The sequence below is a fragment of the Pantoea sp. ICBG 828 genome, from assembly GCF_002928355.1.
In the GTDB taxonomy this organism is placed as follows: domain Bacteria; phylum Pseudomonadota; class Gammaproteobacteria; order Enterobacterales; family Enterobacteriaceae; genus Pantoea; species Pantoea dispersa.
The window spans coordinates 357397-370828 of the sequence record NZ_POWN01000001.1 but is presented as its reverse complement, the minus strand read 5'-3'; the positions used below and the strand labels follow the sequence as shown (position 1 = coordinate 370828).

The window sequence follows — 13432 nt, the reverse complement described above, 5'->3', positions numbered from 1 at the left end:
AGACCTCAGTAATCCTTCAGGAGGGCGCTCCGCGGCGCCTTCACAATGATGATCTATTTCCTGAAAATTAAACAGAAAAAGCAGCGCGACGCGGCCGTTTTCCTGAAAAAACAGCGGGCGGCAAAAAAATGTGATACAACCAAGAGCTGAAAAAAATTAACCACGCAAACGTTTACAACATCCCGGTCACGAAATAATGATCCCACAGATTTCTCAGGCGCCAGGCCTCGTTCAACTGGTGCTGACATTCCTGCAGTCGCTGAAAGAACAAGGTTTTACCGGCGACACCGCGACCAGCTATGCCGACCGCCTAACGCTCTCCACCGATAACAGCATCTATCAGCTCCTGCCCGATGCGGCGCTGTTTCCGCGTTCAACGGCGGACGTGGCGCTGATCGCCCGACTGGCTGGTGAGCCACGTTTCAATAGCCTGGTGTTTACCCCGCGCGGCGGCGGAACCGGTACTAACGGGCAGTCGCTCAATCAGGGCATTGTGGTCGACATGTCGCGCTACATGAACCGCATCCTCGAGATCAACACCGAGCAGGGCTGGGTGCGGGTAGAAGCCGGCGTGGTGAAGGACCAGCTCAACGCCTGGCTCAGGCCGTACGGCTTTTTCTTCTCTCCGGAGCTGTCGACCAGTAACCGCGCCACGCTGGGCGGCATGATCAATACCGATGCCTCCGGTCAGGGCTCGCTGGTGTATGGCAAAACCTCCGATCACGTCGAGGGCCTGCGTGCCGTGCTGCTGGGCGGCGAAATTCTTGATACGCGCGCCATGCCCACCGCGCTGGCGGAACAGCTGGCCACGACGCCGACCGCTGAAGGGCGCATCTATAAAGCAGTGCTTAACCGCTGCCGCGAGCAGCGTGAACTGATTCTGGCAAAATTCCCCAAACTGAACCGCTTCCTCACCGGTTATGACCTGCGCCATGTGTTCAGTGATGATTTGCAAACTTTCGACCTGACGCGCCTGTTGTGCGGCGCCGAAGGTACGCTGGCCTTTATCACCGAAGCCCGGCTGGATATCACACCCATTCCCAAAGTGCGCCGGCTGGTGAACATTAAGTACGATTCATTCGATTCCGCACTGCGCAATGCGCCTTTTATGGTCGAGGCGCAGGCCCTGTCGGTGGAGACGGTGGATTCGAAAGTGCTGAACCTGGCGCGCGAGGATATTGTCTGGCATTCGGTCAGCGAGCTGATCACCGATGTGCCAGGCAAAGAGATGCTCGGCCTGAATATTGTCGAGTTTGCCGGCGACGATGCGGCGCTGATTGCGCAGCAGGTGACCACGCTGTGCGCGCGGCTGGATGAGCTGATGGCGCAGCAGCAGGGTGGCGTGATGGGCTATCAGCTGTGTGATGATCTGGCGGGCATTGAGCGCATCTATAACATGCGTAAAAAAGCGGTAGGTCTGCTTGGCAACGCCAAAGGGCGCGCCAAACCGATTCCGTTCGTGGAAGACACCGCCGTGCCGCCGGAGCATCTGGCGGATTACATTGTGGATTTTCGTGCGCTGCTCGACAGCCACGGCCTGAGCTATGGCATGTTTGGTCACGTGGATGCCGGCGTGCTGCACGTGCGTCCGGCGCTGGACATGTGCGATCCGCAGCAGGAGAGGCTGATGAAGCAGATCTCGGACGAAGTGGTGGCGCTTACCGCGCGCTACGGCGGTCTGCTGTGGGGCGAGCACGGCAAAGGCTTCCGTGCCCAGTACAGTCCGGCGTTCTTTGGCGAAACGCTGTTTAATGAGCTGCGTCGCATCAAAGCGGCGTTCGATCCGGATAACCGTCTCAACCCCGGCAAAATCTGTACGCCGCTGGGTAACGACGAGCCCATGATGCAGGTCGATGCCGCCACGCGCGGCAGCTGGGATCGCCAGATTCCGCTGACGGTACGCAATGACTGGCGCGGCGCGATGGAGTGTAACGGCAACGGACTGTGCTTCAACTTTGACGTGCGCAGCCCGATGTGCCCGTCGATGAAAATCACCCGCAATCGTATCCATTCGCCAAAAGGACGCGCCACGCTAACACGTGAGTGGCTGCGCCTGCTGGCGGAGCAGGGCGTTGACCCGCTTAAGCTGGAGCAGGCCTTGCCAGCACAGGGCGCCAGCCTGCGCAGTCTGATTCAGCGCACGCGCAATTCGTGGCATGCGAAGCAGGGCGAATATGACTTCTCGCATGAAGTGAAAGAGGCGATGTCCGGCTGCCTGGCGTGTAAAGCCTGTTCGACGCAGTGCCCGATTAAAATCGATGTGCCGAACTTCCGCTCGCGCTTCCTGCAGCTTTATCACACCCGCTATCTGCGCCCGGTCAGCGACCATCTGGTGGCGTCGGTTGAAAGCTATGCGCCGCTGATGGCGAAAGCACCGCGGGTGTTCAACTTCTTCCTGAAACAGCCGTGGATGCGCGACCTAAGCCAGCGCCACATCGGCATGGTGGATCTGCCGCTGCTCTCCTCGCCGAGCCTGAAGCAGCAGCTGAGCGGCCACCCGGCGATGCGGGTCACGCTTGAGCAGCTGGAAGCCATGGATGCGGCCCAGCGCGAACAGCACGTACTGGTGGTGCAGGATCCGTTTACCAGCTATTACGAAGCGCAGCTGGTGACCGATTTCATCCGGCTGATTGAAAAACTCGGATACCGGCCGGTGCTGCTGCCGTTCTCACCTAACGGGAAAGCGCAGCACGTGAAAGGTTTTCTGCAGCGCTTTGCCCGCACCGCCGGCAAAACCGCTGAGTTCCTCAACCGTGTGGCGCAGCTCGGTGTGCCGATGGTCGGTGTCGATCCGGCCACGGTATTGTGCTATCGCGACGAATATCAGCAGGTGCTGGGTGAGCAGCGCGGCACGTTCAGTGTGCAGCTGGTGCATGAATGGCTGCACGGCGTGCTGGCCGGGCGCGAGGTGCAGATCGCCAGCGGCGAAGCCTGGTATCTGTTTGCCCACTGCACCGAGGTCACGGCGCTGCCGTCAACGCCCAATCAGTGGCAGGCTATTTTTGCCCGTTTTGGCGCGAAGCTGGAGAACATCAATGTGGGCTGCTGTGGCATGGCTGGCACTTATGGTCACGAGAGTAAAAACCTGGCGAACTCGCTGGGCATTTATGAACTGTCGTGGCATCCGCAACTGCAGAAGCTGCCGCGTCAGCGCTGTCTGGCGACCGGCTTCTCCTGCCGCAGCCAGGTGAAACGCGCCGAGGGCAACGGTATGCGCCATCCGCTACAGGCTTTGCTGGAATTGATGTAAACAAATTGTAGGAGCCGTCACAAAGCTGGATTAGAATATCCAGCCTGCGTGGCGGACGAAATCACTTTGCAGGCGGGTCGCCTGGTCCCAGTCGCCGCTGAGCGCCAGTTGATGACACAAACGGGTCAGCGACAGGCGCGCCAGCTGGTAAGCCTGAATACGGAACAGGCGATCGCGATCGGCATTGCCCATCTCCTGTACTAAGCGGTGGTGCAGCTTGCCCATCGCGTGCAGGTAGCTGTGATCGTCGCCGTTCAGCTGGCAGATTTCGGCCATGTCGAGACAGGTATCGTTAAAACGACGCAGTTGTTCAATGGAACAATCGGTGCGGTTGAGCTTTGCCTGAGCCAGATAGAAGTCGACGGTGATATCACGGACCGAAAACTTATATTCGTCGATTTTGTGTTGTAACCAGGCTGAGACGGAAAGCGTCATGTCGCCACCCAAAGTAGGTTAATGATAATCATTATCATATTAAACCGCGCCAGGAATGCAATTCCCGCCGTGAAATTTTATTGATTTCCTTTGCCTGTTACAAAAATCGGCAATAACAATCTCTTTACATTCAGCAAAGGCGTAACCTATCAATCAGAGCATAAACGTAAAAAGCGAACTGGAAAATTTACGGCTTATGAACAGGTTACGTTCTGACGGCGCGCGCGGGAATGGCGCGCACAAGCTGGTGGGAAGGGACTATGCTTAATAAAGCAGCAGTAAAAAACAGCACGAGATGATTATCCCTGCAAAACAAGAGGTTGAAGTGATATCTGATATCACTACCATAGGGGGATAGCCTGAAAAGGCCCAGACTTACGAGGTAGCACTATGTCATCAGTAAATGCAGCGTCTTTTTCACCTGACGAATTCGTCTGGAAAGGGCTCACGCTGACCGAGTCGGCAGCGAAACAGATTCTCAGCCTGGTGGAACAGGACCCGGAAGTTAAGGGCCTGAAACTGGGTGTGAAACAGTCCGGCTGTGCCGGTTTTGGGTACGTTATGGATCTGGTGAAAGCGCCTGCCGATGACGACCTGCAGTTCGAGCAATATGGCGCAAAACTGTTTGTGCCGCTTCAGGCGATGCCGTTTGTTGACGGTACCGAGCTGGATTATGTCCGCGAAGGCCTGAACCAGATTTTTAAATTCAACAACCCTAAAGCTCAGCACGCCTGCGGGTGCGGTGAAAGCTTTGGCGTCGAGTAAGTGAAATATGTCACGACACAGCGAAGCATCTGACGATGTACAAACCTGGGAAGGCAGCCTGAACTATAAAGAAGGCTTCTTCACCCAGCTGCAAACCGACGAACTGGCACACGGCATCAATGAAGATGTGGTGCGTGCCATTTCGGCCAAACGTAACGAACCCGAGTGGATGCTGGAGTTCCGTCTCAAGGCGTTTCGCGCCTGGCTGGAGATGGAAGAGCCACACTGGCTGAAAGCGCACTACGACAAACTCGATTATCAGGATTACAGCTACTATTCCGCGCCGTCCTGCGGCAATTGCGATGACAGCTGTGCCTCTGAACCGGGTGCCACCCAGACGTCCGGCAGCGTCGCCTCCAGCGATTACCTGACCAAAGAAGTGGAAGACGCGTTTAACCAGCTGGGCGTGCCGGTGCGTGAAGGCAGAGAAGTGGCGGTGGACGCCATTTTCGACTCGGTGTCCGTGTCGACCACTTATCGTGACAAGCTGGCTGAGCAGGGCATTATTTTCTGCTCCTTCGGTGAAGCGATCCACGATCATCCGGAGCTGGTACAGAAGTATCTTGGCACCGTGGTGCCGCACAACGATAACTTCTTTGCTGCGCTTAACTCGGCGGTGGCGTCCGACGGTACCTTCGTCTACATCCCGAAAGGCGTGCGTTGCCCGATGGAGCTGTCGACTTATTTCCGCATCAACGCGGCGAAAACCGGCCAGTTCGAACGTACCATTCTGATTGCTGATGAAGACAGCTACGTCAGCTACATCGAAGGCTGTTCAGCGCCGGTGCGCGACACCTACCAGCTGCACGCAGCGGTCGTCGAAGTGATTATCCACAAAAACGCCGAAGTGAAATACTCCACGGTGCAGAACTGGTTCCCGGGCGGTGAAGGCGAGGGCGGTATCCTCAACTTCGTGACCAAGCGTGCGCTGTGTGAAGGCGAGCACAGCAAGATGTCGTGGACGCAGTCCGAGACCGGCTCAGCTATCACCTGGAAATACCCGAGCTGCATCCTGCGCGGTGATTACTCAGTGGGCGAATTCTATTCCGTCGCGCTGACCAGCGGTCGCCAGCAGGCCGATACCGGTACCAAGATGATTCACATTGGTAAAAACACCAAATCGACCATCATCTCGAAAGGTATCTCAGCCGGTAAGAGCCAGAACACCTACCGCGGCCTGGTGAAAATCATGCCGACCGCGACTAACGCGCGTAACTTCACCCAGTGTGACTCGATGCTGATTGGGCCGGACTGCGGTGCGCACACCTTCCCGTATGTGGAAACGCGCAACAACAGCGCGCAGCTTGAGCACGAAGCCACGACGTCGCGCATCGGTGAAGATCAGATGTTCTACTGCCTGCAGCGCGGCATTAGCGAAGAAGATGCGATCTCGATGATCGTCAACGGCTTCTGTAAAGACGTTTTCTCCGAGCTGCCACTGGAATTCGCCGTGGAAGCGCAAAAACTGTTAGCGATCAGCCTTGAGCACAGTGTCGGCTGATGCCACACGCGTTGCCGGAAGCAATGTGAAGGAAAGAGTATGTTAAGCATTAAAGATTTACAGGTTAGCGTTGAAGACAAAGAGATTTTGCGCGGTCTGAACCTCGAGGTTAAGCCGGGCGAAGTGCATGCCATTATGGGCCCGAACGGCTCGGGTAAGAGCACCCTGTCTGCCACGCTGGCCGGTCGTGAAGATTATGAAATCACCGGCGGTTCCGTGACCTTTAAAGGCAAAGACCTGCTGGAGCTGGAGCCGGAAGAGCGTGCCGGTGAAGGCATCTTCATGGCGTTTCAGTACCCTGTCGAGATCCCGGGCGTCAGCAACCAGTTTTTCCTGCAGACCTCAGTCAATGCGGTGCGTAAATACCGTGAGCAGGAAGAGCTGGACCGTTTCGACTTCCAGGACTTCATCGAAGACAAGATCAAGCTGCTGAAGATGCCGGAAGATCTGCTGACCCGTTCCGTCAACGTCGGTTTCTCCGGCGGTGAGAAGAAGCGTAACGACATCCTGCAGATGGCGGCGCTGGAGCCTGAGCTGTGCATCCTCGATGAAACCGACTCCGGTCTGGATATCGATGCGCTGAAAATTGTTGCAGAAGGCGTGAACAGCCTGCGCGACGGCAAGCGCTCATTCATCATCGTAACGCACTACCAGCGCATCCTGGATTACATCAAGCCAGATCACGTGCACGTGCTGTATCAGGGCAAAATCGTGAAGTCTGGCGACTTTACGCTGGTGAAACAGCTGGAGGAGCAAGGCTATGGCTGGCTTACCGACCAGGAGTGATAACGCGCTGCAGCAGTGGCATCACCTGTTTGAGTCACGCGGCGAACAGCGTTCGCTGCAGGCACAGCAGCACTGGCAGCAACTGATGCGTGTCGGCCTGCCGACGCGCAAGCATGAAAACTGGAAATACACCGCGCTGGACAGCCTGCTGGCTCAGCAGTTTGTGCAGGCGGAAGCGCCAGGCGTGAGCGCTGAGCAGGTGGCTGCGCTGGCGCTGCCGCTGGACGCGATTTGCCTGGTGTTCGTCGATGGTCGCTTCCAGCCTGAGCTGAGCGCGCGTGATACCGGTCTGTTTGACGTGCAGCACAGCCGTGCCGCTGAGCGACGTCCGTTACCGGCCGCAGTACAGCCGGAGGTGTTCCTGCACCTGACGGAAAGTCTGGCGGAAGAGGTGACCTCGATTCGTCTGCCGCGCGGCAAAGCTGCGGCGCAGCCGCTCTATCTGCTGCACATTACCAGCGGCCAGGCGGATGCGCTGAATACGGTGCATCATCGTCACCATCTGGAGCTGGAGTCCGGCACGGAAGCGCAGGTAATCGAGCATTACGTGACGCTGAACGCCCGCGCCCACTTCACCGGCGCGCGCTTTACCTTTGCGGTGGGCGACAATGCGCAGCTGAAGCATACCAAGCTGGCGTTTGAAGAGAGCAGCAGCTATCACTTTGCGCACAACGACATCGTGATTGGCCGTGACGCGCAGGTGAGCAGCACCAGCTTCCTGCTGGGTGCCGGTTTGTCGCGTCACAACACCAGCGTGCAGCTGAACGGTGAGAACACCCAGCTGTCGCTGAACAGCCTGGTGCTGCCGGTTGGCAGCGAAGTGGCGGATACGCGCAGCTATCTGGAGCACAACAAAGGCCACTGCCTGAGTCGCCAGCTGCACAAAACCATTTCGCGTGACAAAGGGCGCTCGGTGTTTAACGGCCACATCAAAGTGGCACAGCACGCGCTGAAAACTGACGGCCAGATGACCAACAACAACCTGTTGCTCGGCCGCCTGGCGGAAGTGGACACCAAGCCGCAGCTGGAAATCTACGCCGATGACGTTAAGTGCAGCCACGGCGCGACTATCGGTCGCATCGACGACGAGCAGATGTTCTATCTGCGCTCGCGCGGCATCGCCGAAGACGCGGCGCAGCAGATGATCATCCATGCTTTCGCCGCTGAACTGACGGAAGCGCTGGAAGATGACGCGCTGCGTCAGGTGGTGCTGCAACGTATTACCGATCGTTTCCCGGGAGTTGAGTCATGAGTTTCGATCTCGAACGAGTCAGAGCGGAGTTTCCGATTCTGAGTCGTGAGGTCAACGGACATCCGCTGGCCTACCTTGACAGCGCGGCCAGCGCACAGCGCCCGCTCGCGGTGATCAACGCGGAAAGTCACTTCTATCAGCACGGCTATGCGGCCGTGCACCGTGGCATTCACTCGCTGAGCGCGCAGGCGACCAGCGATATGGAAAACGTGCGCGCCCAGGCGGCGCGTTTTCTGCATGCCGCCGCGCCGGAAGAGATTATCTTCGTGAAAGGCACCACCGAAGGCATCAATCTGGTGGCTAACAGCTGGGGCGGCAGTCAGCTGCAGCCGGGCGATAACCTGATTGTCACTGAGATGGAGCATCACGCCAACATCGTGCCATGGCAGATGGTGGCCCAGCGCACCGGCGCGGAAATCCGTGTGCTGCCGCTTAACGACAACGGCGAGCTGGCGCTGGAACAGCTGGCGGGGCTGATCGACAGCCGTACGCGCCTGCTTGCCGTGACGCACGTTTCCAACGTGCTCGGCACGGTTAACCCGGTGAAAGCCATCGTGGCGCAGGCGAAAGCCGCGGGCGTGGTGACGCTGGTGGACGGTGCCCAGGCTGTGATGCACCACCCCGTTGACGTGCAGGATATCGGCTGCGATTTCTACGTGTTCTCCGGCCATAAAATCTATGGGCCGACCGGGATTGGCGTGCTGTACGCGCGTAAGGCGCTGCAGGAGATCATGCCACCGTGGGAAGGCGGCGGTTCGATGATCGATCAGGTCATGCTGCCCACCGGTACCACCTGGAATGGCGCACCGTGGCGCTTTGAGGCCGGCACGCCGAACACCGGCGGCATTATCGGTCTCGGCGCGGCGCTGACGTGGATCAGCGAACTCGGTCTGGAGACGATCCATCAGCGCGAGAGCCAGCTGATGCGTTACGCGCTGGACAAGCTGGCGTCGGTGCCGGACCTGGTTATCTACGGCCCGGCCGAGCGCAGCGGCGTGGTGGCGTTTAACCTCGGTAAGCACCACGCGTTTGACGTTGGCAGCTTCCTCGACCAGTACGGCATTGCTATCCGCACCGGCCACCACTGTGCCATGCCGCTGATGCGTCATTATGCGGTGCCCGCGATGTGTCGCGCCTCTTTCGCGCTCTACAACAGCGAAGAGGAAGCCGATCGCCTGGCGGCTGGTCTGACGCGCATTCATCGTCTGCTGGGCGGTTGAGTAGATTTCAGGAGTTATGCATGGCAAACCTGCCAGAAAAAGAGAAACTGGTGCGCAACTTCAATCGTTGCGCCAACTGGGAAGAGAAGTACCTCTACATCATTGAACTCGGGGCAAAATTACCAGAATCCTCTGAAAGCTTGCATCAGCCGCAGTACGTCATTTCCGGCTGTCAGAGTCAGGTATGGATTCGCATGACTCCACAGGCTGACGGCACCATTGCTTTTGAAGGTGACAGCGATGCCGCCATCGTTAAAGGCTTGATTGCCGTGGTATTTAGCCTGTATCAGGGGCTGAAAGCGCCAGAGATTCTGGCACTGGATGTCGCCCACTGGTTCGGCGAACTGGCCCTGACGCAACACCTCACCCCTTCGCGTTCGCAGGGGCTGGAAGCGATGATTCGCGCGATCCGGCATAACGCACAGTCTCTCAGCTAAGTTACACTCTCCAGACCCCGGCCATGACCGGGGTCTGTTCCATCCGACAAAGAGAAAATTGCATGAAACCTGCGCTTCGTTTAGCCGGTGCATTGCTGTTGTCCTGTTTCGGACTGTCTGCACCTGCGTTTGCTACGGAATACCCCCTGCCAGCCGCTGATAGCCGTTTGATTGGCGAAAACACCCTGACCACCGTCCCGGACGACAAACGGCCACTGGAGAGCATTGCCGCGCGTTATAAGATAGGCATGCTTGGCATGCTGGAAGCCAACCCGGGCGTCGACCCCTGGCTACCGAAAGCCGGAACGCAGCTTACCGTGCCGCTGCAGATGCTGCTGCCGGATGCGCCGCGCGAAGGCATCGTGATCAACCTGGCCGAACTGCGTCTCTACTACTATCCCAAAGGGGAAAATCGCGTCGTGGTTTATCCGATCGGCATCGGCCAGTTGGGTGCCGCCACGCCGAGCATGGTGACGAGTATCAGCCAGAAAATCCCTAACCCCACCTGGACGCCCACCGTCAATATCCGCAAACGCTACGCCAAAGAGGGCATCACGCTGCCCGCGATGGTGCCTGCCGGGCCGGATAACCCGATGGGGCTGTTTGCGCTGCGTCTGGCGCGCGGCAGCGGCCAGTATCTGATTCACGGCACCAACGCCGACTTCGGCATCGGGATGCGCGTCAGCTCCGGCTGTATTCGTTTGCGGCCGGACGATATCGAAGCGCTGTTCAATAGCGTGCCGCAGGGTACACGTGTACAGGTGATTAACCAGCCGATCAAATATGCCATCGAACCCGACGGCAAACGCTACATCGAGGTACACCAGCCGCTGTCGCGTAATGAACAGGACGATCCGCAGACCATGCCAATTGCGCTGAGCGCGCCGCTGAAAGCCTTTATAAAGAGTGCGAAGAGCGACAGTGCGCTGATTAAGGCGGCGATTGAACGTCGTTCAGGCATGCCGGTACTGGTGAGCAGTGGGGAACCGGTGAGTGAGGCGACGCCGCTGCCGGCAGTGCTGCAGACGCAGCAGGGGGCAACAGGCGGTGCGCAAGCCACCATCAGTCAGGCGCAGGGCGAAGCCGCTGCGACACCGTGATTCAGGGCCAGCGGACGGCAGAATCCGGACAAAAAAAATGGTGCCACAAGGGCACCATTTTTCAAACCAGAACTCTTACTTACGGTAAGAGTGAGCCTGGTTGTCCAGACGCTGGTTAGCGCGAGCTGCGTCGTCTTTAGCAGCCTGAACGTCAGAACGGATTGCGTTCACGTCGTTGCTCAGCTGGTCAACTTTAGCGTTCAGAGTCTGAACGTCTGAAGACAGCTGGTCGATTTTAGCGTTGCTTGAGCAACCAGCCAGCAGAGTTGAACCCAGGATTACCGCGCCCAGTACCAGTTTAGTACGATTCATTATTTATACCCTCTAGATTGAGTTAATCTCCATGTAGCGTTACAAGTATTACACAAAGCTTTTTAAGTTGAGAATAAATTTTTGATGAGAACATGCTTAAATTTGATCGTTCGCTCAAAGAAGCAGCGTTTCGCAGAACATGATGAAAATATTTAGCGAAAACAGAGAGATTTAATCGGATTAACCTTAATTCTGCGGGATATTGAATAGTTATTATCGATTGGAATTTTCCGCTTTCTGTCTCAGGCGCGGAATAAAAAAAGCGCCCCGAAAGGCGCTCTTTTAAATAAACATCACCGGCTCGATCAGAGTACGTGCACCGACGCGGTGTTGGTGGTTCCGCTGGGTACCAGCGCACCCGAAACCATCACCACGACATCGCCTTTCTGCGCGTAGCCGCTCTGCAGCGCCATCTCTTTGCCGATGCGGTAGAAATCATCGGTCGAGGCGATTTCGCTCACCAGACGCGTTTCAATCCCTTTGCTGAGGATCAGCTGACGCGCGGTGGTCTGGTTAGTGGTCAGGGCCAGAATGGTGGCATCCGGGAAGTATTTACGCACGGATTTAGCCGACTTACCGCCTTCGGTCGCCACCACAATCACCGGCGCTTCCAGTTTCTCAGCGGTCTCAACGGCGCCACGGCACACTGCTTCAGTGATACGCAGCTTGCGCGAATCCTGCAGGGAATCGATGCGCGATTTCATCACGCGATCGGTACGCTCGCAGATGGTCGCCATGATGGTGACCGACTCCAGCGGGTATTTACCCTTGGCGCTCTCACCGGACAGCATCACCGCGTCGGTACCGTCGAGGATGGCGTTGGCCACGTCGCCGGCTTCAGCACGGGTAGGGCGCGGGTTCTTGATCATCGAATCCAGCATCTGCGTCGCGGTGATCACCACTTTGCGCGCTTTATTACACTTCTTGATCATCATCTTCTGCGCGAAGATCACTTCTTCAACCGGGATTTCCACACCGAGGTCACCACGCGCGACCATGATGCCGTCAGAGGCTTCCAGGATCTCATCGAAGTTGTTCAGGCCTTCCTGGTTTTCGATCTTGGAGATGATCTGAATGTGCTCACCGCCGTGGGCTTTCAGATGCTCACGGATTTCCAGCACGTCAGAACGTTTACGGATGAAGGAAGCCGCAACAAAATCCACGCCTTGCTCGCAGCCGAAGATCAGATCGCGCTTGTCTTTTTCCGCCAGTGCCGGCAGCTGAATGGACACGCCTGGCAGGTTGACGCCTTTGTTTTCGCCAAGGTCGCCATTGTTCAGCACTTTACACACCACGGTGTTTTCGGTGACTTCGGTGACTTCCATCCCGATCAGACCATCGTCGACCAGCACGGTGTTACCAATTTTCAGGTCTTCGGTGAAACCGGCGTAAGTAACGGCAACGCGCTCGCTGTTACCAATCACTGACTGATCGGTGGTGAAGGTGAAGGTCTGGCCAGCTTTCAGGGACACATCATTGCCACCGTCCAGTTTCATGGTACGGATTTCCGGGCCTTTGGTGTCCAGCAGAATCGCGGCCTGGCGACCGGTTTTTTCCATGACGGCACGCATGTTGGTGATGCGCTGACCATGTTCGGCATAATCCCCGTGAGAGAAGTTCAGGCGCATGACGTTCATGCCCGCTTCCAGCAGTTGAGTCAGCATCTCTTCGGATTCGGTTTTCGGACCGATAGTACAAACGATCTTGGTCTTTTTCATGTCAGATTTCTGTAAGTTGTGATGGATGATAAAGGTCGGGGTTCGATGCGCCTGGCACCGAAGTAAAAATCTGTTTGGTGTTGGTACGTTTGACACAGAAGTAAGAATAGGTGACGACGGCTAAGCGTGCAGAGAAGTTATGCGCCGGGCGGAGAGACCGTAGCGACGGCGTTGCGCAAATGATGTAAGTGGCTGGCATAGGCACGTTAGCGCTGAAACCTTTCAGGTGGAACAACGCGGCATAGTATAGTCGCTAAGTATGCGAAAACCAATATAAAAGCAGAGGGAGAAAACCGACTCAGATCAAGGAAAGACGAGTTGCGCAAGGGAGATAACAGCAAAAGTGGTGCGCTCTAATGGACTCGAACCATCGACCCCCACCATGTCAAGGTGGTGCTCTAACCAACTGAGCTAAGAGCGCATTTCAGAAATCTGGTGCGTCCGAGTGGACTCGAACCACCGACCCCCACCATGTCAAGGTGGTGCTCTAACCAACTGAGCTACGGACGCACTTGGTGCGCTCTAATGGACTCGAACCATCGACCCCCACCATGTCAAGGTGGTGCTCTAACCAACTGAGCTAAGAGCGCAACACGCTGTCAGGGCGACAGCGGGGACGAATATTAACGGCAGGCCGTGATGCTGGCAAGCGGAAA

General features: G+C 57.0%; 11 protein-coding genes and 3 tRNA genes. 8 read left to right on the top strand and 6 right to left on the bottom strand.

The window, feature by feature from the left end; all coding sequences use genetic code 11:
* Positions 1-196 precede the first annotated feature (196 nt).
* Positions 197-3250 carry an FAD-binding and (Fe-S)-binding domain-containing protein gene (locus C1Y43_RS01715; protein WP_104186783.1) on the top strand — a complete coding sequence of 1018 codons (3054 nt, stop codon included), beginning with the start codon at positions 197-199 and terminating at the stop codon, positions 3248-3250.
* Between the two features lie 30 nt (positions 3251-3280).
* Here C1Y43_RS01715 and C1Y43_RS01710 read toward each other — a convergent pair whose 3' ends face one another.
* Positions 3281-3685 carry a hypothetical protein gene (locus tag C1Y43_RS01710; RefSeq protein WP_021506233.1) on the bottom strand — a complete coding sequence of 135 codons (405 nt, stop codon included), beginning with the start codon at positions 3683-3685 and terminating at the stop codon, positions 3281-3283.
* 390 nt (positions 3686-4075) lie between these two features.
* Between C1Y43_RS01710 and sufA the strand changes: the two genes are divergently transcribed.
* From sufA to C1Y43_RS01675, 7 genes are all read left to right on the top strand, one after another.
* Positions 4076-4450 carry a Fe-S cluster assembly scaffold SufA gene (sufA, locus tag C1Y43_RS01705; protein WP_010616252.1) on the top strand — a complete coding sequence of 125 codons (375 nt, stop codon included), beginning with the start codon at positions 4076-4078 and terminating at the stop codon, positions 4448-4450.
* Positions 4451-4457: 7 nt separating this feature from the next.
* Positions 4458-5951 carry a Fe-S cluster assembly protein SufB gene (gene sufB, locus C1Y43_RS01700; protein WP_021506232.1) on the top strand — a complete coding sequence of 498 codons (1494 nt, stop codon included), beginning with the start codon at positions 4458-4460 and terminating at the stop codon, positions 5949-5951.
* 39 nt (positions 5952-5990) lie between these two features.
* A complete protein-coding gene (sufC, locus tag C1Y43_RS01695; protein ID WP_021506231.1) occupies positions 5991-6737 on the top strand; it encodes a Fe-S cluster assembly ATPase SufC in 747 nt (248 codons plus the stop codon).
* Positions 6712-7989, top strand: a complete 1278-nt coding sequence (gene sufD, locus C1Y43_RS01690) for a Fe-S cluster assembly protein SufD (RefSeq protein ID WP_104186781.1) — start codon at positions 6712-6714, stop codon at positions 7987-7989. The genes sufC and sufD overlap by 26 nt, the downstream gene beginning before the upstream one ends.
* Positions 7986-9209: a cysteine desulfurase SufS gene (gene sufS, locus C1Y43_RS01685; RefSeq protein ID WP_021506229.1), complete on the top strand. Its 1224-nt coding sequence runs from the start codon at positions 7986-7988 to the stop codon at positions 9207-9209. The genes sufD and sufS overlap by 4 nt, the downstream gene beginning before the upstream one ends.
* Before the next feature lie 20 nt (positions 9210-9229).
* Positions 9230-9646: a cysteine desulfuration protein SufE gene (sufE, locus tag C1Y43_RS01680; protein WP_021506228.1), complete on the top strand. Its 417-nt coding sequence runs from the start codon at positions 9230-9232 to the stop codon at positions 9644-9646.
* A 62-nt stretch (positions 9647-9708) separates the two neighbouring features.
* A complete protein-coding gene (locus tag C1Y43_RS01675; RefSeq protein WP_058757683.1) occupies positions 9709-10746 on the top strand; it encodes a L,D-transpeptidase family protein in 1038 nt (345 codons plus the stop codon).
* A 75-nt stretch (positions 10747-10821) separates the two neighbouring features.
* Here C1Y43_RS01675 and C1Y43_RS01670 read toward each other — a convergent pair whose 3' ends face one another.
* The 5 genes from C1Y43_RS01670 to C1Y43_RS01650 all read right to left on the bottom strand — a co-directional run bounded on the left by C1Y43_RS01670 (position 10822) and on the right by C1Y43_RS01650 (position 13366).
* Positions 10822-11058 carry a major outer membrane lipoprotein gene (locus C1Y43_RS01670; protein WP_007374746.1) on the bottom strand — a complete coding sequence of 79 codons (237 nt, stop codon included), beginning with the start codon at positions 11056-11058 and terminating at the stop codon, positions 10822-10824.
* 305 nt (positions 11059-11363) lie between these two features.
* Positions 11364-12776 (bottom strand): pyruvate kinase PykF, encoded by a 1413-nt coding sequence (pykF, locus tag C1Y43_RS01665; RefSeq protein WP_021506226.1) that lies wholly within the window; start codon positions 12774-12776, stop codon positions 11364-11366.
* Between the two features lie 344 nt (positions 12777-13120).
* Positions 13121-13197 (bottom strand) — tRNA-Val (locus tag C1Y43_RS01660).
* 12 nt (positions 13198-13209) lie between these two features.
* Positions 13210-13286 (bottom strand) — tRNA-Val (locus C1Y43_RS01655).
* A gap of 3 nt (positions 13287-13289) precedes the next feature.
* A tRNA-Val gene (locus C1Y43_RS01650) sits at positions 13290-13366 on the bottom strand.
* Positions 13367-13432: the final 66 nt, after the last annotated feature.